The organism is Streptomyces sp. NBRC 110611 (genome assembly GCF_001590865.1).
In the GTDB taxonomy this organism is placed as follows: domain Bacteria; phylum Actinomycetota; class Actinomycetes; order Streptomycetales; family Streptomycetaceae; genus Streptomyces.
In genome coordinates, this window is record NZ_BBUY01000002.1 from 50,206 (window position 1) to 74,003 (window position 23,798).

General features: G+C 72.5%; 20 protein-coding genes and 1 riboswitch. Of the genes, 16 read left to right on the top strand and 4 right to left on the bottom strand.

Annotation, left to right across the window (positions count from 1 at the left end; translation table 11 throughout):
- The first annotated feature begins 118 nt into the window (after window positions 1-118).
- A complete protein-coding gene (locus tag AZE13_RS04840) occupies window positions 119-2,062 on the top strand; it encodes an FUSC family protein (RefSeq protein ID WP_258527633.1) in 1,944 nt (647 codons plus the stop codon).
- A gap of 92 nt (window positions 2,063-2,154) precedes the next feature.
- On the top strand, window positions 2,155-2,706 hold the full coding sequence (locus AZE13_RS04845; RefSeq protein WP_066927344.1) for a MarR family winged helix-turn-helix transcriptional regulator: 552 nt from the start codon (window positions 2,155-2,157) through the stop codon (window positions 2,704-2,706).
- Window positions 2,707-2,740: 34 nt separating this feature from the next.
- Here AZE13_RS04845 and AZE13_RS04850 read toward each other — a convergent pair whose 3' ends face one another.
- Entirely contained in the window at window positions 2,741-3,370 is a 630-nt protein-coding gene (locus AZE13_RS04850) for a TetR/AcrR family transcriptional regulator (RefSeq protein WP_066927346.1), read from the bottom strand.
- Window positions 3,371-3,464: 94 nt separating this feature from the next.
- On the opposite strand from AZE13_RS04850, the gene AZE13_RS04855 reads away from it, so the two are divergent.
- From AZE13_RS04855 to AZE13_RS04865, 3 genes are all read left to right on the top strand, one after another.
- Window positions 3,465-3,983 (top strand): PH domain-containing protein, encoded by a 519-nt coding sequence (locus AZE13_RS04855; RefSeq protein WP_066927348.1) that lies wholly within the window; start codon window positions 3,465-3,467, stop codon window positions 3,981-3,983.
- Window positions 3,980-5,569, top strand: a complete 1,590-nt coding sequence (locus AZE13_RS04860) for a PH domain-containing protein (RefSeq protein WP_066927350.1) — start codon at window positions 3,980-3,982, stop codon at window positions 5,567-5,569. Before AZE13_RS04855 ends, AZE13_RS04860 begins: the two co-directional genes overlap by 4 nt.
- A 196-nt stretch (window positions 5,570-5,765) precedes the next feature.
- A complete protein-coding gene (locus AZE13_RS04865; protein ID WP_066927352.1) occupies window positions 5,766-6,179 on the top strand; it encodes an SsgA family sporulation/cell division regulator in 414 nt (137 codons plus the stop codon).
- 161 nt (window positions 6,180-6,340) lie between these two features.
- On the opposite strand, the gene AZE13_RS04870 is transcribed toward AZE13_RS04865, so the two are convergent.
- Window positions 6,341-7,105, bottom strand: a complete 765-nt coding sequence (locus AZE13_RS04870; RefSeq protein WP_066927354.1) for a polysaccharide deacetylase family protein — start codon at window positions 7,103-7,105, stop codon at window positions 6,341-6,343.
- Window positions 7,106-7,258: 153 nt separating this feature from the next.
- Here AZE13_RS04870 and AZE13_RS04875 point away from each other — a divergent pair, with 153 nt between their 5' ends.
- From AZE13_RS04875 to AZE13_RS04890, 4 genes are read left to right on the top strand one after another with little or no spacing between them, the layout of a single operon-like run.
- Window positions 7,259-7,966 carry a response regulator transcription factor gene (locus AZE13_RS04875; RefSeq protein WP_066927356.1) on the top strand — a complete coding sequence of 236 codons (708 nt, stop codon included), beginning with the start codon at window positions 7,259-7,261 and terminating at the stop codon, window positions 7,964-7,966.
- Window positions 7,963-9,558: an ATP-binding protein gene (locus AZE13_RS04880; protein ID WP_079123705.1), complete on the top strand. Its 1,596-nt coding sequence runs from the start codon at window positions 7,963-7,965 to the stop codon at window positions 9,556-9,558. Before AZE13_RS04875 ends, AZE13_RS04880 begins: the two co-directional genes overlap by 4 nt.
- A complete protein-coding gene (locus tag AZE13_RS04885) occupies window positions 9,555-10,253 on the top strand; it encodes a GerMN domain-containing protein (protein ID WP_066927361.1) in 699 nt (232 codons plus the stop codon). The genes AZE13_RS04880 and AZE13_RS04885 overlap by 4 nt, the downstream gene beginning before the upstream one ends.
- A 31-nt stretch (window positions 10,254-10,284) precedes the next feature.
- Complete coding sequence (locus tag AZE13_RS04890) at window positions 10,285-10,686, top strand: DUF1992 domain-containing protein (RefSeq protein ID WP_066927362.1); 402 nt, start codon at window positions 10,285-10,287, stop codon at window positions 10,684-10,686.
- Window positions 10,687-10,716: 30 nt separating this feature from the next.
- Here AZE13_RS04890 and AZE13_RS04895 read toward each other — a convergent pair whose 3' ends face one another.
- Entirely contained in the window at window positions 10,717-12,012 is a 1,296-nt protein-coding gene (locus tag AZE13_RS04895; protein WP_066927363.1) for a DUF4185 domain-containing protein, read from the bottom strand.
- A gap of 190 nt (window positions 12,013-12,202) precedes the next feature.
- Here AZE13_RS04895 and AZE13_RS04900 point away from each other — a divergent pair, with 190 nt between their 5' ends.
- The 4 genes from AZE13_RS04900 (at window position 12,203) to AZE13_RS04915 (ending at window position 18,181) form a co-directional block, all read left to right on the top strand.
- Window positions 12,203-14,080 carry a methylmalonyl-CoA mutase family protein gene (locus AZE13_RS04900; protein WP_066927364.1) on the top strand — a complete coding sequence of 626 codons (1,878 nt, stop codon included), beginning with the start codon at window positions 12,203-12,205 and terminating at the stop codon, window positions 14,078-14,080.
- A 2-nt stretch (window positions 14,081-14,082) separates the two neighbouring features.
- Window positions 14,083-16,281, top strand: a complete 2,199-nt coding sequence (gene scpA, locus AZE13_RS04905; protein ID WP_066927365.1) for a methylmalonyl-CoA mutase — start codon at window positions 14,083-14,085, stop codon at window positions 16,279-16,281.
- Window positions 16,282-16,292: 11 nt separating this feature from the next.
- Entirely contained in the window at window positions 16,293-17,318 is a 1,026-nt protein-coding gene (gene meaB / locus AZE13_RS04910; protein WP_066927366.1) for a methylmalonyl Co-A mutase-associated GTPase MeaB, read from the top strand.
- Window positions 17,319-17,425: 107 nt separating this feature from the next.
- Window positions 17,426-18,181 (top strand): ABC transporter ATP-binding protein, encoded by a 756-nt coding sequence (locus AZE13_RS04915; protein ID WP_066927367.1) that lies wholly within the window; start codon window positions 17,426-17,428, stop codon window positions 18,179-18,181.
- Here AZE13_RS04915 and AZE13_RS04920 read toward each other — a convergent pair.
- The gene (locus AZE13_RS04920; RefSeq protein WP_066928434.1) at window positions 18,120-18,683 is read right to left on the bottom strand and encodes a DUF6314 family protein; all 564 of its coding nucleotides are present in this window, start codon (window positions 18,681-18,683) and stop codon (window positions 18,120-18,122) included. The genes AZE13_RS04915 and AZE13_RS04920 overlap by 62 nt on opposite strands.
- 146 nt (window positions 18,684-18,829) lie before the next feature.
- Between AZE13_RS04920 and AZE13_RS04925 the strand changes: the two genes are divergently transcribed.
- From AZE13_RS04925 to AZE13_RS04935, 3 genes are read left to right on the top strand one after another with little or no spacing between them, the layout of a single operon-like run.
- The gene (locus AZE13_RS04925; RefSeq protein ID WP_066928436.1) at window positions 18,830-20,299 is read left to right on the top strand and encodes an aldehyde dehydrogenase family protein; all 1,470 of its coding nucleotides are present in this window, start codon (window positions 18,830-18,832) and stop codon (window positions 20,297-20,299) included.
- Complete coding sequence (locus AZE13_RS04930) at window positions 20,296-21,837, top strand: APC family permease (RefSeq protein ID WP_258527584.1); 1,542 nt, start codon at window positions 20,296-20,298, stop codon at window positions 21,835-21,837. Before AZE13_RS04925 ends, AZE13_RS04930 begins: the two co-directional genes overlap by 4 nt.
- A 14-nt stretch (window positions 21,838-21,851) precedes the next feature.
- The gene (locus AZE13_RS04935) at window positions 21,852-23,450 is read left to right on the top strand and encodes a GMC family oxidoreductase (RefSeq protein ID WP_066927368.1); all 1,599 of its coding nucleotides are present in this window, start codon (window positions 21,852-21,854) and stop codon (window positions 23,448-23,450) included.
- Window positions 23,451-23,479: 29 nt separating this feature from the next.
- Window positions 23,480-23,654, bottom strand: a riboswitch (TPP riboswitch).
- Window positions 23,655-23,798 lie beyond the last annotated feature (144 nt).

The following is a 23,798-nucleotide window of genomic DNA, read 5'->3' on the forward strand; positions in this document are numbered from 1 at the left end:
TTTTCCTATGGGGAAGCACGCCAAGCCCGCCGGGACGAGACGCAGCCGGAGCAGCGGGAGGAGCAGCGAAGGCAGCAGGAGCGGGGTGAACGGGGGGAACGCCGCGCCGGGAGGTGCGGTGCGCGCCCGGCCGTTGCCGGTCAAGAGCACCGTGCGGGTACGCCGCCCCGTCGACATCTGGCACAAGTCGGCGTTCAGCGCGGTCGTGGCCCTGGCGATCCCCGATCTCACGCTCCTCGCCGTGGGGCGGCTGGACCTGGTCCTGTACACGTCGGCCGGGGCGATGTGTGCCCTCTACGCACACGGGCTGCCGTACGCCGCGCGGGCCCGCGCCCTGCTGTGGGTGGTGCTCGGCATGGTCGCGAGCCTGGGCATCGCGCTGACCGCCGCGTCCCTCATCACCCCGACTGTGCTCCTCGTCGCACTCGCCGCCGTGATCGCGGCGGTCCACAAGATGGTCTGCGATGCGACTCGCATCGGCCCTCCGGGGAACTTGATCCCGACCTTCATCTCCGCCTCGGCGTTCTTCGTGCCGCAGCACCTGGGACAGGTGCCCCTGCACGTGGCGTTGGCGCTGGGCACGGGTGCGCTCGCCTGGCTGGTGTGTATGGCGCCGGGGCTCGTCAGGCCGCAGGGGCCGGAGCGGATCGCCACCGCGCGTGCGCTGGAGGCCGCCGCCGGACTGCTGCGTACGGATCCGGGCAACGGAACAACCGCCACCACGGCACCGCCCGCACCGCCCGCACCGCCCGCACCGCCCGCCGGCGATGTGAAGCCCGCCAACGGCGGTACGGAGCCGGTCGGAGTGGCACAGGCCCGGCATGCCGCCGCGGCTGCGGTGAACGCGGCGTGGCACACGTTGTTCCTGGTCCCGGCCGCCCGCACCCCGGAGAAGGCCTCGGCACGGGCCGGACTCGAACGGCTGCTGGTGCGGGCGGAAGCGGCGTTGGGGAATGCGGTGTTGGCGAATGCGGCGTCGGGGGACTTGGCGCACCGGGGAGCCTCCGGACGAGGGGGCGGCACGGGGCCGGGCGGCCGGGATGCCGGATATGACGCCGGTGCCGAAGCCGGACGTCTCACCGCCTGGGCTCGTGACCTGCGCAGGGGGCGCGCCCTCCCCCAGGTCGAACTGTCGGAGCCGCAGGCCGAAGAGCTGCGAGGGGTCGCCGTGGCGGAGGCGCTGGCCGGCGACCCGCCCGGGGGTCCGGCGCGTACCGTCGCCGGGACAACGGCGGGGCCGCGGCGGCCCGCGCCCGGCCGTCCGCGCGGGGTACGCGCGGTGGTCGCCCGGCTGGCGCCCGGTTCGCCGCTGCTGCCCATCGGCGTACGGGTCGCCGTCGGGTGCGCACTGGCGGGCTGGGTGTCGATGGCCGTCGGTGTCGGACACCCGTACTGGGCAGTGGTGACCGCGGCGTCGATCTACCAGGCCAACACCACGCTCTCCTGGCAGCGCGCGCTGCAGCGCACCCTCGGCAATCTGCTCGGTCTGCTGCTGTTCACCGCGCTGCTGCCACTGATCCACACCGGGCAGTTGGCGATGGTCGTGCTGGCTCTCGCCTTCCAGCTCGGCGCGGAGGCCTGCATCAGCCGGAACTACTGGCTCGGCACGGTCTGGGTGACGCCGATGGCGCTGCTGCTGACCGAGTTCGGCAGTCATCTGCCGGCCAGGACGCTGGTCGTGGACCGCTGGATCGACACCGTGGTGGGCGCCGTGGTCGGCCTGGCCTGCTGTGTCGCGGTCACCAACCGACGGGCCGCGGACCGTATCGACCTCGCGCTGGAGCGGGTCGCGGAGGCGGAAGCCGCCGCCGCCCGACTGCTCGCGTCGGATCCCGCGCCCGGTGCCGGCGAGGCCCTGAAAGACGATGCCCGGGAGAGCGGTTGGGCGCGGGACCGGCTGGCCGGCGCGCTGATCGAGCTCCGGGAGGCGGTGGAGGTGGCGGCCGGCGAGTGGTGGCAGCGCACGCTTCCGGAGGAGCGGATCGCCCGCGCCGAGCAACAGGGGCACCGTACGCTCGCCGGGCTGGTCCGGCGGCTCTCGGCGCCGGCACTGGCCGCCTGACGCACCCGCCCGCGAGACCGGCCGCGCACCCGCTCCCCCACCCGCACGGCGGGCGCCCCCGTACGGGGCACAATGAGGGCGTACAGCACGGCATGCGGCGTACGGCACGGCGTACGGACGGGAGGAGAGTGCGGGTGGCGACCGAGGACATCGTCGCAGGGGTGCTGCGCCAGTGGCAGCAGGTGCACCCCGGGCTGGACACCGGCCCGATGGCGGTGATCGGGCGGCTCAACCGGTGTGCCGCCCTCCTGCAGCAGGCGGCCGACGCGCCGCTGCGGCGGGCCGGACTCACCCGCCCCGAGTTCGACATCCTCGGCACCCTGCGCCGGATGGACCGTGAGCTGACGCCCGGGCGGGTGGCCCGCGAGACCTTCGCCTCCGGCGCCGCGGTCACCAAACGCGTACGGCAGCTGGAGGAGCGGGGACTGATCGCCCGTCGGCCCGACGAGCGGGACCGCAGGGTCGCGCACCTCTCGCTCACCGACGAGGGCCGCGAGACCATCGACCGGCTACTCCCCGAACAGCTCCGGTACGAAGCGGCGCTGCTCGACGGCATCGGCGACGCGCGGCAGGAGGAACTCTCCGCCGCGCTGAGCGAGTTGCTGGTCGTCCTGGAGGGGCGTCTCGGCAGCCTGATGGAGTGAGGCGCCGGTCCTGCCCCGGGTGCCCGGCCCTGCCTTAGACGGCGTGGTCGGCAGCAGCCGTGGGCGCGTCTCCGAACAGGTCGGCCAGGTGCCGGTCGAGCAGACGTAGCGCGGTCCGGGGGTCGTGCACGTCCAGCAGGACATAGGTGGCGAGACCGTCGGCCAGGCCGATCAGGAGCATCGCCTCATCCTCGGTGGCGCGTTCCGGCGGCAGCTCGCCGCGTGCGGCGGCCAGCCGGAGCTGGTCGGTGAAGAAGGCGCGGAGCTGGGGGATGCCCTGCCGGGCCTCGGCGCGCAGGGCTTCGTCGTGCACGGCGCGGGCGTAGTAGGCGGCGCCGACCAGCTGGCCGACGCGGCTCTTGTCGTCCAGCGGCAGCATGCCCGACAGGCAGGCGCGCAGTACGTCGCGCGGGGCGGGCTCGCCCGGGAGTGCCTCGATGCGCCGGCGGATGCGCTCGGCGGCCAGCCGGTTGATGTGCCGGAGGGCGAAGAGCAGCATCTCGTCCTTGGTGCGGAAGTAGTGCTGGAGCCGGCCGAGCGAGATACCGGCCTCCGCCGCGACATCGCGCAGGCTCACGCCGTCCAGGCCGCGGGTGCCGGCGATCCGCCAGAGCGCTTCGGAGATCTCCCGGCGCCTGGCTTCGTGATCGACCTTCTTGGGCAAGAACAGGACCTCCGACCCGCTTTTACAAGTCACTCGTACCGCTATAACGTAGCCTACCGCTACTCAATACAACTGACTTGAAACCGGTGATCTCATGTCCGGGCCCGCCGCCCCGCCCCTGCGCCCACCCCGCCACCGTGTCGATCCCCGGGCCCGCCGCTGGTGGACCCTCCAGGCCCTGCTGACGCTCAGCGGCCCCCTGCTGCTCACCGCGCTGGCGCTGGCGGTGCTGTCGGCCCTCTTCTTCCCCGGCGCGCTGCCGTGGCTGGGGCCGTTGCTGCTGGTCGTGCTCGTGCTGCCGGCCGTCGGCTATCTCGCGCTGATGCCGCGGTGGCGGTACGCGGTACACGCCTGGGAGCTGGGCGGGGCGGCGGTCTACGCGGCGAGCGGCTGGTTCTGGCAGAAGCGGCGGATCGCCCCGCTGTCGCGGGTGCAGACGGTGGACACGGTGCGCGGACCGCTGCAGCGGCGGTACGGGCTGGCGACGGTCACCGTCACCACCGCGTCGACGGCCGGCGACATCAAGATCACGGGGCTCTCCGACGCGGACGCCGAGGAGCTTTCCCGGCGGATCGGCGAGGCGGCGCAGGACGTACCGGGTGATGCCGCATGAGTACCCCGCCCGGACCCGGCCCCACCGATCCCTCCGACACGATGGCGCAATGGCGCAGGCTGGACCCGCGCACCCTTCTGGTGCAGTGCGGCTGGCTGGGAGCCCCGCTCGCCTCACTGGCGCTGACCGCGCTGGCCACCGGGGGCCGGATCACCACCGGCGCCTGGATCACGCTCGGCGCCATCGCCGCCTCGTTCGCCGTCATCACCGCCCTCGGCCTGATCCGCTGGGCGCGTACGGAGTTCCGGGTCACCGCCGACACCCTCACCGTACGGAGCGGGCTGCTCAACCGGCGGCTGCGCAGCGTGCCACTGCACCGCGTCCGCACCGTCGACCTGACGGCGTCGCCGCTGCACCGGCTGCTGGGCGTCACCGTGCTGCGGGCGGGCACGGCGGGCTCCGGCGAGACCGGCGGCGGGCTCTCGCTGGACGCGCTCACCGTCGCCGAAGCGGACCGGCTGCGCAAGGAGCTGCTCTCCCGGGCCGGCACCCGAGCGGTCACAGAGGACCCGGTACTGGCCCGTATCAGCTGGCGCTGGCTGCGGTACGCGCCGCTCACCTTCTGGGTCGTCGGCGGAGTGTTCGTGGTGGCCGGATCGCTCTACCGGGCGCTGGACTCCATCGGCATCGAGCCGTGGAAACTCGGCCTCGTCCGGCGGGCGTTCGACGAGTTCGGCGCGAGCGCGCTCTGGCTGACCATCCCGGCCGCACTGCTGGCCATACTCGCACTCGGCTCGGCCGGTGCACTCGCGCTCTACGTCGAGAACTGGTGGCAGTACTCCCTGGAGTGGACCGACACCCACACCCTGCGGGTACGGCGCGGACTGTTCACCACCCGCTCGGTGACCATCGAACGGGCCCGGCTGCGCGGTGTGCTGCTGCGGGAACCGCTGCTGCTGCGGGCGGGCGGCGGCGCACTGGTCCGCGCGGTGGCCGGCGGCCTGGGCAACCGCGAGGAGAACCGCAGGCGCAGCGGGCTGCTGCCGCCGGCGCCCCGCCCGGAGGCGCTGCGGGTGGCGGGCGGCGCGCTGCGTGCACCCTTCCCCGGGAGTGGCGCACCGGCACCGCTGGCGCCGCATCCCCGTGCCGCCCTGCGGCGGCGCCGGACGCGCGGCCTACTGTTCGTGGTGCTGCCCGGCGCCGCCGTGCTCGCCGGGCTCGGCGCCGCGTTCACCCCTGTCCTGCTGCACTGCGCCTGGATCTACGCGGTGGTCACCACACCCCTCGTGCTGTGGCTGGCCCGGGACGCGTACCGCAGTCTGGGACACGGCATCGAGGGCGACTGCCTGGTCGCCCGGTCGGGGACCTTCAGCCGTGACACCCTCGCCCTCCAGCGCGACGCGGTCGCGGCCTGGACGTTCTCGACGTCTCCGTTCACCCGCCGGTCCGGACTGGTGACGCTGACCGCCGCGGTGGCGGCGGGCGAGGACGGATATCACATCCGGGATCTCGCGGCCGCCGATGCCCCGGGCTTCGCCGCGGCGGCGGCCCCGGGGATCGTGGACGAGTTCCTGGTCCACCCCACAGGTCGATCACACCGCCCCACGGGGCGATCACACGGCCCCTCGGATCGAGGACGCCGCTGAGGCACCGGCGGTGACGGCCAGGTCGTCCGGGACGACCCGGACGACCGGAACGGCCCGGACGGTCACTCGTCAAGGTGAGACACATCACGCACCTGTGACGTGCACGGCGAGAGCGGACACACCGTCCTACTGGACGAGCTAATGCCCATGACCGTGCCCATGACCGCATGACCGACAGCCGTGAGGGAGCAGCGCGATGAACACCGTCATCGACCAAGCCGTCCAGGTCCGTCTCATCGCCACCACTCCCGGCCCGCACGCGTTCCCGGCCATGCTGCACTACCAGCCCGCCGACCCTCTGGCGGTGCGGATGTCCTTCCCGCCGGAGATCTCGCTGGACGGGTCCGCGGTGGACTGGGCGTTCGCCCGCGAGCTGCTGGACGAGGGGCTGCGGATGCCGGCCGGGCGGGGCGATGTGCGGGTACGGCCGTGCGGCCCGGACCGGACGGTGATGGAGTTCCACGCGGAGGAAGGCATCGCCATGCTCCAGTTGCGGACCGCGGACGTACGGCGGTTCCTCGCCCGTTCCTACGAGGCCGTGCCGGCGGGCGGCGAGGCCGCGCATCTGGGCATGGAGCGCGAGCTGGCGGAGCTGTTCGGCGCGGCGTGACGCCGTACCGGTGCATATCGGTACCGGCGGAAACGGTGCATATCCGGTACCGGCGGCGGACGCCAGGAAGAGTACCGGCGGACACCAGGAAGCGATGAGGCCGAAACGATGAGGCCGTCGCCCGGGGAAGAACCCGGGCGACGGCCGTTTCGCGTCCGCCGTCACCGCTGCGGAAACCCGAACCCGTAGCCCTGCTCCTTCATCCACGGCAGCAGCCGGTCCAGCGCCTCGACCGTCCGGGCGCGGTTGCCGCCGCCGTCGTGGAACAGGACCGTGGGCCCGTTGCGGAGTTCCCCGCGCACCCTCGACTCGATCGTCGCGGCGCTGCCGCCCTCGAAGTCCTTGCTGTCGACATTCCAGCCCAGCGGGCGCATGCCGTGCTGGGCGGCGATCTTGCGGCTGTAGGGCGTGAAGGCGCCGCCGGGGGCACGGTAGTACTCGACCTTGGCGCCGCCGGCCGCGTCCTCGATCTTCTTCTGTGCGTCGAGGATCTGCTGGGACTGGTAGCTCTCCGGCTTGCGGTCCATGCCGGTGTTGTGGCTGATGCTGTGGTCGCAGAGCTTGTGTCCGTCGGCCACGACCTTCTTGACCAGGTCGGGGTGGGCCTCGGCCTGCGGGCCGATCATGCAGAAGACCGCCTTGACATCGTTCTTCTTCAGCACCTCGAGGACCTTGGGAGTCCAGGCCGGGTCCGGGCCGTCGTCGATGGTGATGTTCAGGCTGCGGCCGGGGCGGTCCGAGGCGTGCACGATGGACGGGTCGACCGGAGCGGACTCGGGCTGCCGTGCGGGAGCGGGGCTGTCCGCCTCGGCCGCGGAGGTCCCGCCGAGCTGGCCGGAGGCGACGGCCCCCACGATCCCCAGCGACACCACCGCCGCCGCCACAACTCCGATGATGCCGCCCTCAATTCCGAAGCGCCGAGCCATCCCGATCCCGTCCCCTTGTGTCGTGCTGGTGTCCGTACCGGACGGAGGCGGGCGATATGTCCACCCGCCGCCTTCCACCACGACAGATGCACCCCGGACGGGGCAGGCTGCTCCTGTTACGGATCCATCATGAAACTTATTGATACTGGACCCATGCCACGTGTACTTCTGATCGAGGACGACGCCGCCGTACGGGACGGAGTGACCCTCGCGCTACGGCGGCGCGGCCACGAGGTGGCGGCCGCGGCCAGCGGCGAGGAGGGCCTGACGGTCCTGCCGGTCTTCCGCCCGGACATCGTGCTGCTGGACCTGATGCTGCCCGGCAAGGACGGCTTCGAGGTCTGCCGGCTGATCCGCGCCGAACGACAGCTGCCGATCATCATGCTCACCGCTCGTGGCGACGATCTGGATGTGGTGCTCGGACTGGAGGCCGGGGCGGACGACTACATCGTCAAGCCGGCCCGCGGCGAGGTCCTCGAAGCGCGGATCCGTGCCGTGCTGCGGCGCACCGCGCTGCCCGCGGACGGTGCGCCGGCCGCCGCGGAGCCGGGACCCGCCCCGGTCGAGACGTACGGCGAACTGGCCATCGACCGGGCCGGCCTGGTCGTCACCAAGGGCGGCAAGGATCTGGCGCTGGCGCCGTCGGAGATGAAGCTGCTGCTGTTCCTGTCCGCGACGCCGGGGCAGGTCTTCAGCCGCCAGCAGCTGCTGGAGCACGTGTGGGAGCACAGCTACCACGGCGACGCGCGGCTGGTGGACGCCTGTGTGATGCGGCTGCGGACGAAGATAGAGGACACCCCGCGCAGCCCCCGGTACGTGCAGACGGTGCGGGGCTTCGGCTACCGGTTCGGGCCCCTGTGAAGCGCCGTGGCCGCCGGGTGCCGTCCCGGCCCCGTACCCTGACCCTGCTGCGGGGCCTGCGAGCCCGCCTCGTGGTGGGGTTCCTGGTGGTGGCCGCGGTGAGCGCGCTGACCACCGCACTGCTGACCTACCGCGAGGCCCGTAACGCGATCCTCCAGCGGTCCCAGGACATCGCCGTCAACGATCTGCGGGCGCAGGTCAATTCGCTGGCGCCGGAGCTTTCGGTACCGCCGTCCCAGGCCGACCTGGACAACTTCCGGGTCCAGCTGGAGCGGGCCGGAAAGTCCCGTGACTGGGACATCTCGGTGCACTACCGGGGCGTCCCGGACAGCAGCGAGAGCGCGCTCCGGAGCCATCTGGTGATCCCCGCCGGCCTCAAGGCCTCGGTGGACACGCGCCATGTGCCGGTCTTCCAGCGCATCGACCGGAGCGGCAACCCCTGGCTGCTGATCGGGATGCCGGTCCGGCAGTCCGACGGCCAGGCCTCCGCGCTGTCCGTCTACGCCCGGCTTCCACTGGCCGCCGAGGAGGCCAATGTCGAGGCGCTGGTGAGCGCCGCGCAGCGGGGTGCGCTGCCGGTTCTGATCCTCGCGGTGATCCCGGCGCTGCTCGCCGCGCGCGGGGTGCTGAGGCCCGTACGGGGGCTGCGGCAGGCCGCCGGACGGATCGCCGAGGGCAAACTGGACACCCGGCTGGAGGTCAAGGGCGCCGACGAGCTCGCCGATCTGTCACGGACGTTCAACGACATGGCGGCCAGGCTGGAGGAGAGCATGGCCGAGCTGCGGCGGCTGGAGTCCAACTCCCGGCGGTTCGCGGCCGATGTCTCGCACGAACTGCGCACGCCGCTGGCGGCGATGAGCGCGGTCACCGATGTGCTCGACGAGGACGCCGACTCGCTCGACCCCGACACCGCCTCCGCGGTCCGGCTGATCAGCCAGGAGACCGGCAAGCTGGCGCGGATGGTGGAGGACCTGATGGAGGTCTCGCGGTTCGACGCGGGGGCCGCGGCGCTCCATCTGGACGAGGTCGACGTCGCCGAGACCATCCGCAAGACGCTGCAGGCCAGGGCCTGGCAGCAGCGGGTGACGGCGGAGCTGCCCCAGGACGTACGGGCCAGGCTCGATCCCCGGCGGCTCGATGTGGTGGTCGCCAACCTGGTCGGCAACGCGCTGCACCACGGCGGTGAACCGGTCCGGGTGCTGCTGCGCACACCGGAGCCCGGTGCCGGCCGGCTGCTGATCGAGATCTCCGACAGCGGCCCCGGCATCGACCCCGACGTGCTGCCGCACGTCTTCGAGCGCTTCTACAAGGCGGACTCCGCCCGCGCCCGCTCGGAGGGCAGCGGCCTGGGCCTGGCCATAGCCATGGAGAACGTACGGCTGCACGGCGGAACGATGCGGGCCGCCAACTCGCCTGCGGGCGGTGCGGTGTTCACGGTGGACCTGCCGCTGCGGCAGGAAGAGCCGGGCGGCGACGGCGGGACGGACGGAGCACACGGAGCACACACGACGGACGGAACCGTCGGAGCGGACGGAGCGGACGGGACGGAGCGCGCGGCAGGCGCCGGAGCCGGGAAGGAGAACGACGAATGACCGCCTGGAGCAGGCTGAACGACCGGAACGGGCCGAGCGGCCGGCCCGGACGGCACGCGGTGCGGGCCCGGCAGCGGCTGCTCGGCGGCGTGGCCGGCACCGCACTCGCCGGCGTGCTGGCCGGCTGCGGGATCGCACCGACCGACGTGATCGACGCCGGTGAGCCCGCGATGGGCGTGCGGTCCCCCGGCCAGCCGGTGGCCGATGTCCAGCTGTTCTTCTACGGACCGTCCGGACTGCGCTCCGCGATCCGTCCGGCGAAGGCCCCGGTCGACCCGGAGCAGGCCATCGAGCTGCTGTTGGAGGGGCCGAACCACGCCGAGCGGATGCGCGGCCTGACCAGCGCCCTGTCGAAGTTCCCCAGCCGGCCGGTCGTCACCACCGGTGAGGGTACGGTCATGATCAGTGTGCCGCCGAAGTACGGGCCGCCGGACTCCGCCTCGCTGAACCAGCTGGTGTGCACCGCGGCCAACGCCCGGGTGCCCGGCGGCAAGCCGCCGGAACGGGTCGCCGTGACGCTGGTGGGTCAGGCGTTCCGGCTCAACCCCATGGTGTGCGGCGGAAACAACGCCTTCCCGGTGGTCCAGCCGAGCCCGAGCGACGCGGCGGACGGCGGTGACGGTGCGAGCAGCGGCGGCGACGCGAGCGGCACCGGCACCGGCACCGGCACTACGGAGGTCGGCGGCGTACGCTGACAGATACCACCGCGCCCTGGGGAGCTATGCGATGACCGAGCGCAAACCACCCGGCGTCACGTTCGAGACCTGGGTCGACAAGCAGATCCGCGAGGCAACGGAGCGCGGCGACTTCGCCGGTCTGCCCGGAGCCGGCAAGCCCCTCCCGCACCTCGACCGGCCGTATGACGACATGTGGTGGGTCAAGGAGAAGATGGACCGGGAGCACCTCTCGTACCTTCCGCCGAGCCTCGCGCTGCGCAAGGAGGCCGAGGAGGCCCTGAAGGCGGCGGCCGACGCCCCGTCCGAGGCCGCGCTGCGCCGCATCCTCACGGCGGTCAACGAGCGGATCCGGGCGGCACTGCGCACCCCGCTCGACGGCCCGCCGCTGCAGCTCGTCCCGTTCGACATCGACGAGCAGGCCCGTAAGTGGCGGGAGCGGCACGGCAGTTGAGTGGTCCCGCGCGCCGAGCCGGGGCCCGTATCACGGCCCCGTGTCCGCCGTCATCCGTACGCGCAGGAACCGGGGCCGGTACAGGTCCACATCGCCGTTGAGCCGGGTGTCGGGCGGGACGCCCGGCGGGCCGAGCCAGTTGATGTCGTAGCTGAGCAGCAGGCGCCCGCCCGTGGTGAACTCCGGGTGGGCCTGGGGGTTGTAGGCGATGACGTACCGGGGGTCGGGTGCGGGCGGGCGGGGCGGCGTGAGGCGGCCGTTCGGGCCGTGCCAGGGGCCCTGGGGGGAGCAGGCCCAGTAGCTGGTGAGGGCCTGTGTCGCGGCCGTGCCGTCTCCCCCGGTGTCCATGGTGAACAGCACCCAGGACGGGCCCTCCCGTACGACGGTGAAACCGGTGCCGACACCGCGCCGTCCGTCGTCCCGCAGCACCGGCGCCGCCCGTTCGGGGTTCCGCCGCCAGTGGGTGCCGTCCCAGAAGCGCCAGCCGGCCCGGTCGGCGAGCCGCCCGGCCGGGACCCGTGCGAGATAGGCGCTGGAGCCCGGTGCGGACGGCGATTCGTCGGCGCCGAAGACATAGGTCCAGCCGCCCGCACCGACCGCGGCGGCGCCGTAGAGGACGCGCCGCTCCGGGTCGGTGACGGCGCTCTGGCCGACCGCCTCCCGGATGCCCTCCAGTCGCAGCCCGGGCAGTGACAGCGTGGCGACGTCCGTGGCGCGCGGGACCCCGAAGATCCACGGCCCGGTTCCGGGAGCACGGTTCCACAGCAGTACCCGGACCGCCTTCTCCGGGGAGCCGGGCGTACGGGGTTCCACACGGGCGCGGACCGGCCAGCGCCAGCCGCCGTCCGCCGGATCGGGGAAGAACGGCCCAGGTCCCTCCGGAGCGCTGCCGGCCGCCGTGCCGCCGGTCAGGGTGCGCTCCAGCCGGCCCGAACGGGACATCAGCACGGCGGAGTTGCGCCGGAGGAGCGGGGGCCGCCCGTCGTCCGAGGTGCGCCAGTACCGGGGCTCGCCCTGGGGGTTGGGCGGCGGGTGGATCCGGTCGAGGAAGGTGTCGGAGAAGAGCCAGAGGGTCCGGCCGTCGGGGAGGCGCACCGAGTGCGTGCCGTCACCGCCGGTCCAGTCGTCCACCCTGGTGTTGTCATTGCCGTACCGGGCGAACTCCGCGTTCTGCCGGGAGTCGACGGACCAGGAGGCGATCCGGCGTCCGGTACACCCCGCCGCGTGGCCGGCCGGCCCGGCCCCCGGCGGCGCGCAGACCAGCGCGGCGGCGGCGAGCAGCAGCGCGGCGACGCCCTTGGTGCGGATGCTCGGCGCCTGGTACATCGTGCTCCTCGGGGGGCCTCTGCTCCTGACCGGTCACGTGGCCAACCGGTCAACACCCCGAACGGTCACTGCCGGAGCCCCGGGAGCACCTGCCATCCCGTGAAGAGGAAGTTCCCTGGCAGGTCAACGAGTGGAACATCACAGCCGGCGCCCCTGCTCCGGCTAACGGTCGTTCGCCTAGCCTGCTGCCATGACCGCCGAGTCCCCCGAACTCCCCCTGGCCGCCGCCTTCCCGGATGCCGACCGAGAGCAGTGGCAGCGCCTCGTCGAAGGCGTCCTGCGCAAATCGGGCGTCATAGACGCCACGGGACCCGCCGCCGAGGACGCACTCACCACCGATCTCCAGGACGGCATCCGCGTCCGCCCGCTCTACACCGCCGAGGACGGCGGCGCCCCCCTGGGGCACCCCGGTTTCCCGCCCTTCGTACGGGCCGGCCGGCCCGAGGGCACGGCCGTGGGCGGCTGGGACGTACGCCAGCGCCATGTGCAGACCGATCCCCGGCGCGCCAATGAGGCGGTGCTCGCGGACCTGGAGAACGGCAGCACCTCCGTCTGGCTGGCCGTCGGGGACGGCGGAATCCCGGTGACGGGTCTGGCGGAGGCGCTCAGCGGCGTCTATCTCGACCTGGCCCCGGTGATCCTCGACGCGGGCGCCGACTTCGTCCCGGCGGCGGAGGAGCTGCTGCGGCTGTACGCGGCATCCGGCGCGCCGCTGAGCGAGGCCGTCGGCTGCCTGGGCGCCGACCCGCTCGGGCTGCTGGCCCGTACCGGCGACGGCAGCAAGCTGCGGGTCCAGCTGGAGGCCGCGGCCCGGCTGGCCGCGCGCTGTACCGCCGAGGCGCCGGGGATGCGGGCCTGGGCGGTGGACGCGCTGCCGTACCACGAGGCGGGCGGTTCGGCCGCCGAGGAGCTGGGCACCTCGCTGGCCACCGGCGTCGCAGCGCTGCGGCAGCTGACCGGTGCCGGGCTCGGTATCGACGACGCCTGCCGGCAGCTGGAGTTCCGGTACGCCGCCACCGCGGACCAGTTCCTGACCATCGCCAAGCTGCGCGCGGGCCGCCGGCTGTGGGCCCGGGTCGCCGAGGTGTGCGGGGCCGCGCCCGAGGCGTCCGCGCAGCGGCAACACGCGGTCACCTCCTCGGTGATGATGACCCGTCGGGACCCGTGGGTGAACATGCTGCGCACCACGGTCGCCGGGCTGGCGGCGGGGGTGGGCGGCGCGGACGCGGTGACGGTGCTGCCGTTCGACGTGGCGCTGGGCCTGTCCGACGCGTTCGCCCGCCGGATCGCCCGTAACACCCAGTCGGTCCTGCTGGAGGAGTCGCATCTGGCGAAGGTGATCGACCCGGCGGGCGGCTCCTGGTACGTGGAACGCCTCACGGACGAGCTGGCCCGCGCGGGCTGGGCGTTCTTCCAGGAGCTCGAGGCGGCGGGCGGCCAGGCCGCGGCGCTGCGCTCCGGGATGCTCGCCGAGCGCCTCGCGCGCACCTGGGAGCGCCGCACCGAGGACCTCCGGCACCGCCGTGAACCGATCACCGGCGTCAGCGAGTTCCCGCACCTAGCCGAGCAGCCGGTGCACCGCGAACCGGCCCCCGCGCCGGTCCGCGGAGGGCTGCCGCGGGTCCGCCGGGAGGATGCGTACGAGCTGCTGCGGGCGCGTTCCGACGCGCATCTGGCGACCGCCGGCGCCCGCCCGAAGGTCTTCCTGGCCGCGCTCGGCCCCGTGGCGTCGCACACCGCCCGGGTGACCTTCGCCGCCAACCTCTTCCAGGCCGGCGGTATCGAGGCCGTCCAGGAGGCCGTGGACGCGGGGTCGGTGGCCGAGGCGTTCGCCCGCAGTGGCGCACGGACCGCGTGTCTGTGCGCCGGCGACGGGGTGTACGGGGAGCAGGCGGCGGAGGTGGCCGGCGCGCTGAAGTCCGCGGGGGCGCTGCGGGTCCACCTGGCGGGCAGGCCGGGCGAGCGCCGCGCGGAGTACGTACGCGCCGGCGTGGACGCGTTCGTCTTCGCCGGCTGCGACGCGGTCGAGGTGCTGTCCTCGGCCCTGGACATCCTGGAGGTGGCGTGACGATGGGCATTCCGGACTTCACCGGGGTCGAGCTGGGCGAACCGGCCGCCTCGGCCGACGCCGGGCAGTGGGCCGCGGCCGTGGCGCAGGCCACCGGCAAGAGCGTCGAGGACCTGACCTGGGAGACACCGGAGGGCATCGACGTCAAGCCGCTCTACACCGGGGCGGACCTCGACGGCCTGGACTTCCTGGGCACCTACCCGGGGATCACGCCGTACCTGCGCGGCCCGTATCCGACGATGTACGTCAACCAGCCCTGGACGATCCGGCAGTACGCCGGTTTCTCCACGGCCGAGGAGTCCAACGCCTTCTACCGCCGCAACCTCGCGGCCGGCCAGAAGGGACTGTCGGTCGCCTTCGACCTGCCGACGCACCGCGGTTACGACAGTGACCACCCGAGGGTCACCGGCGATGTCGGCATGGCGGGCGTGGCGATCGACTCGATCTACGACATGCGGCAGCTCTTCCAGGGCATCCCGCTGGACAGGATGACGGTGTCGATGACGATGAACGGGGCGGTACTCCCCGTTCTCGCCCTCTACATCGTGGCCGCCGAGGAGCAGGGCGTGCCGCCCGAGAAGCTGGCCGGGACCATTCAGAACGACATCCTCAAGGAGTTCATGGTCCGCAACACCTACATCTATCCGCCGCAGCCCTCGATGCGGATCATCTCCGACATCTTCGCGTACACCTCGCAGAAGATGCCGCGCTACAACTCCATCTCGATCTCCGGCTACCACATCCAGGAGGCGGGTGCCACGGCCGACCTGGAGCTGGCCTACACCCTGGCCGACGGGGTGGAGTACCTCCGGGCGGGCCTGGCGGCCGGGATGGACGTGGACTCCTTCGCCCCTCGTCTCTCCTTCTTCTGGGCGATCGGCATGAACTTCTTCATGGAGATCGCCAAGCTGCGCGCGGCCCGGCTGCTGTGGGCGCGGCTGGTCCGGCGCTTCGAGCCGAAGAACCCCAAGTCCCTTTCGTTGCGCACCCATTCGCAGACCTCGGGCTGGTCGCTGACCGCGCAGGACGTCTTCAACAACGTCACCCGGACGTGTGTGGAGGCGATGGCGGCGACCCAGGGCCACACCCAGTCGCTGCACACCAACGCGCTCGACGAGGCGCTCGCGCTGCCCACCGACTTCTCCGCCCGGATCGCGCGCAACACCCAGTTGTTCCTCCAGCAGGAGTCGGGCACCTGCCGGGTGATCGACCCGTGGGGCGGCAGTGCGTACGTCGAGAAGCTCACCCACGATCTGGCGAGGCGGGCCTGGCAGCACATCGAGGAGGTCGAGGCGGCCGGCGGGATGGCCAAGGCGATCGACGCGGGCATCCCGAAGCTGCGGGTGGAGGAGGCGGCGGCCCGTACCCAGGCACGGATCGACTCCGGACGGCAGGCGCTCATCGGCGTCAACAAGTACCGGGCGGAGAGCGACGAGGAGATCGAGGTCCTCAAGGTCGACAACTCCGCGGTGCGCGCCCAGCAGATCGAGAAGCTGAAGCGGCTGCGCGCCGAGCGCGACGAGGCGGCCTGTCAGGGGGCGCTGCGGGCGCTGACCGAGGCGGCGAAAGCCGCTCCCGGCAAGGGACTTGAGCGCAATCTGCTCGCCCTGGCGGTGAACGCGGCCCGCGCGATGGCGACGGTCGGCGAGATCTCGGACGCCCTGGAGGAGGTCTACGGGCGGCACTCCGGCCAGATCCGTACGATCTCCGGTGTGTACCGAGACGAAGCGGGCCCCTCCTCCGGTGTCGAGCGCACCCGGGCGCTGGTGGCCGAGTTCGAGCGCGCCGAGGGGCGCCGGCCGCGCATCCTGGTGGCCAAGATGGGCCAGGACGGCCATGACCGCGGCCAGAAGGTGATCGCCACGGCCTTCGCCGATCTGGGTTTCGACGTCGATGTCGGCCCGCTGTTCCAGACGCCGGCCGAGGTCGCCCGGCAGGCGGTCGAGGCGGATGTGCACATCGTCGGGGTGTCGTCGCTGGCCGCGGGCCATCTGACGCTGGTGCCGGCGCTGCGGGAGGCGCTGGCCGCCGAGGATCGGGACGACATCACGGTCGTGGTGGGCGGGGTGATCCCGCCGCAGGACGTCCAGCCGCTGCGCGACATGGGCGCCGCCGCGGTCTTCCTGCCCGGCACGGTGATCCCCGATGCCGCCCACGACCTGGTGCGGGATCTGGCGTCGGCCCTCGGCCACGAGCTGTAGAGCGGGGGGTCATGGCTGCGACGATCGATGTCGAGCGGTACGCCGCGGGGGTCCGGGCGGGCTCCCGGGCGTGGATCGCCCGCGCCGTCACCCTGGTCGAGTCCACCCGGCGCGACCACCGGGCGGCGGCCCAGCGGCTGCTGGTCGAGCTGCTGCCGTACTCCGGCGCGGCCCGCAGAGTGGGCATCAGCGGGGTGCCCGGCGTCGGCAAGTCGACCTTCATCGACGCGCTCGGCAGTCTGCTGACGGGGATGGGGCACCGGGTGGCCGTCCTCGCCGTCGACCCGTCGTCCAGCCGTACCGGCGGCTCCATCCTGGGCGACAAGACCAGGATGGAGCGGCTGGCGACGGACCCCGCGGCGTTCGTCCGCCCCTCCCCCACGTCCGGCACGCTGGGCGGTGTGGCGCGCGCGACCCGCGAGTCCATCGTCGTCATGGAGGCCGCGGGCTACGACGTCGTCCTGGTGGAGACCGTCGGCGTCGGCCAGTCCGAGACCGCGGTCGCCAACATGGTCGACACGTTCCTCCTGCTGACCCTGGCCCGCACCGGCGACCAGCTCCAGGGCATCAAGAAGGGCGTACTGGAACTGGCGGACCTGGTGTCCGTCAACAAGGCCGACGGACCGCACGAGAAGGACGCCCGTGCCGCGGCCCGCGAACTGTCCGGCGCGCTCCGCCTGCTCCACGGTGCGGACTCCGCCTGGACTCCGCCCGTCCTCACCTGCAGCGCCCGCGAGGGGACCGGCCTGAAGGGGGTCTGGGAGCGGGTCGAGGCGCACCGCGCCCTGCTCGAATCCACCGGGGCGCTGGCCGAGCGGCGCCGTACCCAGCAGGTCGACTGGACGTGGTCGATGGTCCGCGAACGGCTCATCGACCGCCTCCGGGAACACCCCGAGGTCCGCCGGGTGGGCCCGGAGGTCGAACGCGCGGTGCGCGACGGCGAACTCACCGCCACGCTGGCGGCGGAGCGGCTGCTGGCGGCGTTCGGGCTGATGGACGGCGGCGACGGCGAGGCCGCACCCGGGCCGGCGCACTGATTCTCATCGCTCTCTCACCCAGCGATTACAGTCCCATCACACCACGTCCCTACGGTCGCCGAAGGCTCGTCGCACACCCGGTGCGGCGGCCCGGAGGAGAGGGCACCATGTACCACCTGACCGGCGTGACCAAGGACTACCGCAAGGGCCGGGACGGGGGCGTGGTGCGGGTGCTGGACGGCGTCGGGCTCCATGTCGAGGACGGCGGCGGTCTCGTCGTCCAGGGTCCGGCCGGGTCGGGCACCTCCGCGCTGCTGCGGATTCTCGGCGGGCTGGAGCGCCCGAGCGGCGGCAGTGTGGTGCTGAACGGCACGGACCTGGCCACGGTGACGGAGTGCCGGCTGGCCCGGATCCGGGTGGAGTCGATCGGCATGGTGCACGGCGGGGGACCCACGGGGCATGCGGGGCTCCCGGGGTATGCGGCGCTCTGGCCCGGCCTCACCGCACAGCAGAACGTGGCGAGCGTGCTGGTGTCGCTGCGGCTGCGCCCCGACGACTGCCGTGAGCTGGCCGCGGCCGCGCTGGAGGAGGTCGGGCTGGGGCATCGGCTGGGGCGGCTGCCGGGCGAGCTGGACGCCGGGGAGCGGCGGCGGGTGGCGTTGGCCCGGGCGCTGGTGAAACGTCCGGCGGTGCTGCTGGCGGACCGGCCCACCGCGGGCCTGACCGCCGCGGCCCGGGCGCAGATCATCGAGCTGTTCGAGCGGCTGTGGGGGGAGCGCCGGCTCAGCTGCGTCGTGGCGACCGAGGACGCGGCGCTCGCCCGGCGGGCGCCGCGGCTGGCGACGCTCGCGGCGGGCAGGATCACCTCTGTCGTTCGTCAGGCGAGACCCTTCGGTACACCGACCGCAGCACCTGGTCCTTGACCGGACCGGCGACCCGCCACTCCAGGTGCCACTCATCGGCGGCGACCGCGGTGAAGGTGCCCTCGTAGCGGTCCTCGGCGCAGGGGTGGACGGCGGTCCAGCGGCCGGTGCGGAGGTCGAGGTCGTGGAAGGGGCGGCCGTCGGCGAACCGGACCTCGGCGGTCCCGTCCCGGCGGGGGCACAGCCGCAGCGTGCGCTGCGCGGGGTAGGTCGTACCGTCCCAGGTCAGCTGCCCGGCTTCCACGTGCAGCAGGGCGTCCGCCGGCAGGGCGTCGGCAGGCGGCGCGCCCGCCGCGGCCGCACCGGCCACGGTGTCACCCGTCACCGCGTCACCGGCCACGGCGGGCCGGAACTCGGCGGTCCCGCGGAAGCCGCCGGTCACCCCGGCCCGCAGGTCGGACACGGTCCGCTCGACGCTCCACCGGCCGGTGAGGTAGGCGGCGGCGTCCGGTACCGGGTACGGGTTCGGGTGCGGGACGGGGCCCCGTCGGCTCGATGACATCCCCCCATTCTCGCCGTGCGGACCCGCAGCGGCCGCCTTACGCTCGGTGCAGTGATCGTCACGGAGGTCCGGCGGGCGTGCGCCGCGGCCAGGCGCCGCGCCCACCGCTGCCGCCTCGTACGAGCCCGGAACCGAAAGGCACCACCATGCCGGAGCTGTTCATCGGAGGTCAGTGGACCGCGGCGGCCGACGGGCAGGTGCGGGAGATCCGCTGCCCCGCGGACGGCACGCTGGTCGCCACCGTCGACGAGGGCGGGCCGAAGGACGCGGCGGCGGCGATCACCGCGGCCCGTACGGCCTTCGACGACGGTTCCTGGCCGCGCACCCCGGCGGCCGAGCGCGGCCGGCTGGTGCTGCGCGTCGCCGAGCTGCTGGAGCGCGACCGGGAGGAGCTGGCCAGGGCGGAGTCCCTCGACACCGGCAAACGGCTGGTGGAGAGCGGATACGACATGGACGACATCGCCAACTGCTTCCGCTACTTCGGCAACCTCGGTGCGGCCGGCGGCACCGACCGGGTGGTGGACACCGGTATCGCGGAGACCGACAGCACGGTGCGGCACGAGCCGGTCGGCGTCTGCGCGCTGATCACGCCGTGGAACTATCCGCTGCTGCAGACCGCCTGGAAGGTCGCGCCCGCGCTGGTCGCGGGCGACACGTTCGTCCTGAAGCCCAGCGAGCTGACTCCGCACACCGCGATCCACCTGATGCGGCTACTGGAGGAGGCCGGGGTGCCGGCCGGCACCGCGAACCTGGTACTCGGCACCGGCCCCGTCGTGGGCGCCCCGCTGACCGAGGACCCGCGGGTGGACATGGTGTCGTTCACCGGCGGTCTGGCCACGGGCAGACGGATCATGGCCGCCGCGGCGCCCACGGTGAAGAAGATCGCCCTGGAGCTGGGCGGCAAGAACCCGAACATCGTCTTCGCGGACGCCGACTTCGACACCGCGGTCGACTACGCCCTGACCGCGGTCTTTCTGCACTCCGGGCAGGTCTGCTCGGCGGGCGCCCGGCTGCTGGTCCAGGACGAACTGCACGACGCCTTCGTCGATGAGCTGGTCTCCCGCGCCCAGCGGATCCGGCTGGGCGGACCGTTCGACGATTTCGCCCGCAGCGGCCCGCTGATCTCCGCCGAGCACCGCGCCAAGATCGAGGCGTATGTGGCGGCGGGGCTCGAGGAGGGCGCGGTACTGCTCTGCGGCGGCGCGGCACCCGACGACCCGTCGCTGTCGAACGGCTTCTACTACCTGCCGACCGTGCTGGACGAGTGCACGCCGGACATGTCCGTGGTGCGGGACGAGTCGTTCGGACCGGTGCTGACCGTCGAGCGGTTCCGCGACGAGGACGAGGCGGTCTCGCTCGCCAATGACACCGTGTACGGGCTGGCCGGGGCGGTGTGGACGCAGAACAGTGAGCGGGCGCACCGGGTGGCCGGCCGGCTGCGCGCGGGGACGGTGTGGATCAACGACTTCCACCCGTACGTGCCGCAGGCGGAGTGGGGCGGGATGAAGCAGTCGGGCATCGGGCGGGAGCTGGGGCCGGCGGGACTGGCGGAGTACCAGGAGGCCAAGCACATCTGGCGCAACACCGCGCCGCGGCCGCAGAGGTGGTTCGAGTGACCGGTCCCGGCCACGACGACGAGTCGCTCGCCGAACTCGGCTACAAGCCCGAACTGAAGCGCACCCTGGGCAACTTCCACACCTTCGCGGCCGGTATCAGCTATATCTCGATCCTCACCGGTACCTTCCAGCTGTTCTACTTCGGTGTGGCGCACGGCGGCCCGGCGTACTGGTGGTCCTGGCCGATGGTCTTCGCCGGGCAGCTGATGGTGGCGCTCTGCTTCTGCGAACTGGCCGCCCGCTACCCGGTGGCCGGCTCCATCTACAACTGGGCGAAGCAGCTGGGCGGCCCGCACATCGGCTGGCTGGGCGGCTGGATGATGCTGACCGCGTCGATGGTGTCGCTGGCCGCGGTGGCCCTGGCGTACCAGGTGACGCTGCCGCAGATCTCGTCGTGGTTCCAGTTCATCGGCGACGGCACGGGGAAGTCGGCGGCCGCCAACGCCGTGGTGCTCGGCACCGTACTCGTCGCCTTCACCACCCTGGTCAACGCCTTCGGCGTCCGGCTGATGGCGCGGATCAACTCGGCCGGTGTGGCGATCGAGCTGATCGCCGCCGTCGTGCTGGTGCTGCTGCTCGCCGCGCACATCATCCGCAGTCCCGCCGCGCTCACCGAGACGTACGGCCTGGGCAAGGGGGAGTCCCTCGGCTACTTCGGGGCGTTCCTGACCGCGTCGCTGGCCTCGGCGTACGTCATGTACGGATTCGACACGGCCTCCTCCCTGGGCGAGGAGTCCAAGGACCCGGCCCGCAACGCGCCGCGGGCGATCCTGCGTGCGCTGCTCGCGTCCTTCCTCATCGGCGGGCTGATCCTGCTGTTCGCGCTGCTCGCGGTGCCCGATCTGCACGCCAGGGAGCTGTCGGTGGACGGGCTGCAGTACGTGGTGCTGGCGACGCTGGGCTCGGCCGTGGGGCAGATGGTGCTGTGGTGTGTGGTGATCGCGATCACGGTGTGCGAGCTGGCGGTGCACACCGCGGCCATCCGGCTGGCGTTCGCGATGGCCCGGGACAACAACCTGCCGGCCTCGGCACGGCTCGCCAAGGTCAGCCCGCGCTTCCAGACGCCGGTGCTGCCGGCCGTGATCATCGGTCTGGTGGCGATCGGTGTCCTGGTCCTCAACGTCAACCAGCCGCAGATCTTCTCGGTGATCACCAGCATCGCGATCATCATGATCTACCTGGCGTATGTGTCCGTCACCCTGCCGATGCTGGTGCAGCGGCTGCGCGGGAAGTGGACGCCGGTGCCGGGCCGGTTCTCCCTCGGCGCGTTCGGACTCCCGGTGAACATCCTCGCGGTCCTCTGGGGCCTGGGGATGTCCCTCAACCTCGCCTGGCCGCGCGCCGCGGTCTACAACGCGACCGGGCCGCAGCACTGGTATCTGCGCTGGGGCGCGTTCCTGTTCATCGGTGTCGTGGCGATCGGCGGGTTCACCTACTACTGGTGCGTCCAGCGGAAGAAGACCGGCGTACTGGCCATGCACGCCGCCATCGTGCCCGAAGGTGACGCCCCGGGCTCCTCCACCACCCCCACCGCCTGACAGGAGACGGAGCGATGTCCCAAGGAACGTCCGGTCCCCAGGGAACGCCCGGGTACGGGGAAGCACCCGTGGACGCGTTCGACTACGTCGTGGTCGGCGGCGGCACGGCCGGTGCCGTCGTGGCGGCCCGGCTCAGCGAGGACCCGGCGGTCACCGTCTGCGTGCTGGAGGCAGGCCCGTCGGACGTCGGTGACGACGCCGTCCTCCGCCTGGACCGCTGGATGGGACTGCTGGAGTCCGGCTACGACTGGGACTACCCCGTGGAGCCCCAGGAGAACGGCAACAGCTATCTGCGGCACGCCCGCGCCAGAGTCCTCGGCGGATGCTCGTCCCACAACTCCTGCATCGCCTTCTGGGCCCCGGCCGAGGACCTCGACGAGTGGGCCGGTCTGGGCTGTACGGGCTGGAGCGCGGCCGACTGCTTCCCGCTCTTCCAGCGGCTGGAGGCCAACGACGCCCCCGGGGACCACCACGGCCGCTCCGGACCGGTCACCCTGCGCACCGTCCCGCCCCGCGACCCGTGCGGGGCGGCCCTGCTGGAGGCCTGTGCGGCGGCCGGCATCCCCGTCACCGCGTTCAACAACGGCAAGACCGTCGTCCGCGGCGCCAACTGGTTCCAGATCAACTGCCGCCCCGACGGCACCCGTTCCTCCTCCTCGGTGTCCTACCTCCACCCCGTCATGGGCACCCGCCGCAACCTCGACGTACGCACCGGCCTCCAGGCCAAACGGCTGAACATCGACTCCTCCGGGCGCTGCACCGGGGTGGACTACCTCGCCCCCGACCTGATCCACACCCGTACCGTGAACGCCCGCCGCGAGGTGATCGTCTCCTGCGGCGCGATCGACTCCCCCAAGCTTCTGATGCTCTCCGGTATCGGCCCGGCCGACCATCTCGTCGCCACCGGCATCGAACCGCTCGTCGACTCCCGCGGCGTCGGCGCGAACCTGCAGGACCACCCCGAGGGCGTGATCATGTGGGAGGCCGCACAGCCGATGGTGACCGCCTCCACCCAGTGGTGGGAGATCGGCATCTTCGCCGACACCGAGCCCGGCCTGGACCGCCCGGACCTGATGTTCCACTACGGCTCGGTGCCCTTCGACATGAACACCTACCGCCGGGGCTACCCCACCTCGGAGAACGCCTTCTGCCTCACCCCGAACGTCACCCGCGCCCGCTCGCTGGGCACCGTACGCCTGCGCACCCGCGACTTCCGCGACAAGCCCAAGGTCGATCCGCGCTACTTCACCGACGCACACGACGTACGGGTGATGACCCACGGTCTCCGCCTCGCCCGCGAGATCGTCTCCCAGCCGCCGATGGCTGCCTGGGCCGCCGCCGAACTCGCCCCCGGCCCCGCCGTCCAGTCCGACGCCGAACTCCTCGCCTACCTCCGCGACACCCACAACACCGTCTACCACCCCGCCTGCACGGTCCGGATGGGCGCCCCCGACGATCCGGCGGCCCCGCTCGACCCCCAGCTCCGGGTCAAGGGTGTGACGGGCCTGCGGGTGGCCGATGGCTCCGTGATGCCGTTCCTGACGGCGGTGAACCCGTGCATCACCACGATGATGATCGGGGAGAAGTGCGCGGACCTGATCAAGGCGGGGTGACCACAGCCGGTGGCGGGTGAGCACAGCAGAGACCTACGAGGTGGGCTCCCTTCGCCGGCATTGTCCGGATCAGGTGCTTGGGGGTCGCCGTCCGGTCTTTACGACCTTTCAGCCTCTCAGCCCGATCTTTCCTCATATGTCCTCGGCGAGAGCCAGAGCCCTCTTCCCCGAGGCCAGTCGGATCGAACTCCCTCGCTCGCCCCGTAGGCCGGTCTTCAGGATACTACGGCCAACCCCCGCAGAACACCCAATACAGACATTTTCCAGATATCCACCTTTACCCACCCACCGCACAGCCACTTACCGCACACCCGCACACACTCACGGTGAAAACAAGGCATGAATATG

Bases quoted from the DNA above. Each gene is read 5' to 3' on its own strand.
- AZE13_RS04845 (WP_066927344.1), top strand. From the start codon at position 2,155: ATGCGGCGTACGGCACGGCGTACGGACGGGAGGAGAGTGCGGGTGGCG.
- AZE13_RS04855 (WP_066927348.1), top strand. From the start codon at position 3,465: ATGTCCGGGCCCGCCGCCCCGCCCCTGCGCCCACCCCGCCACCGTGTC.
- AZE13_RS04860 (WP_066927350.1), top strand. From the start codon at position 3,980: ATGAGTACCCCGCCCGGACCCGGCCCCACCGATCCCTCCGACACGATG.
- AZE13_RS04865 (WP_066927352.1), top strand. From the start codon at position 5,766: ATGAACACCGTCATCGACCAAGCCGTCCAGGTCCGTCTCATCGCCACC.
- AZE13_RS04870 (WP_066927354.1), bottom strand. From the start codon at position 7,105: ATGGCTCGGCGCTTCGGAATTGAGGGCGGCATCATCGGAGTTGTGGCG.
- AZE13_RS04875 (WP_066927356.1), top strand. From the start codon at position 7,259: ATGCCACGTGTACTTCTGATCGAGGACGACGCCGCCGTACGGGACGGA.
- AZE13_RS04885 (WP_066927361.1), top strand. From the start codon at position 9,555: ATGACCGCCTGGAGCAGGCTGAACGACCGGAACGGGCCGAGCGGCCGG.
- AZE13_RS04890 (WP_066927362.1), top strand. From the start codon at position 10,285: ATGACCGAGCGCAAACCACCCGGCGTCACGTTCGAGACCTGGGTCGAC.
- AZE13_RS04895 (WP_066927363.1), bottom strand. From the start codon at position 12,012: ATGTACCAGGCGCCGAGCATCCGCACCAAGGGCGTCGCCGCGCTGCTG.
- AZE13_RS04900 (WP_066927364.1), top strand. From the start codon at position 12,203: ATGACCGCCGAGTCCCCCGAACTCCCCCTGGCCGCCGCCTTCCCGGAT.
- scpA (WP_066927365.1), top strand. From the start codon at position 14,083: ATGGGCATTCCGGACTTCACCGGGGTCGAGCTGGGCGAACCGGCCGCC.
- meaB (WP_066927366.1), top strand. From the start codon at position 16,293: ATGGCTGCGACGATCGATGTCGAGCGGTACGCCGCGGGGGTCCGGGCG.
- AZE13_RS04915 (WP_066927367.1), top strand. From the start codon at position 17,426: ATGTACCACCTGACCGGCGTGACCAAGGACTACCGCAAGGGCCGGGAC.
- AZE13_RS04920 (WP_066928434.1), bottom strand. From the start codon at position 18,683: ATGTCATCGAGCCGACGGGGCCCCGTCCCGCACCCGAACCCGTACCCG.
- AZE13_RS04925 (WP_066928436.1), top strand. From the start codon at position 18,830: ATGCCGGAGCTGTTCATCGGAGGTCAGTGGACCGCGGCGGCCGACGGG.
- AZE13_RS04935 (WP_066927368.1), top strand. From the start codon at position 21,852: ATGTCCCAAGGAACGTCCGGTCCCCAGGGAACGCCCGGGTACGGGGAA.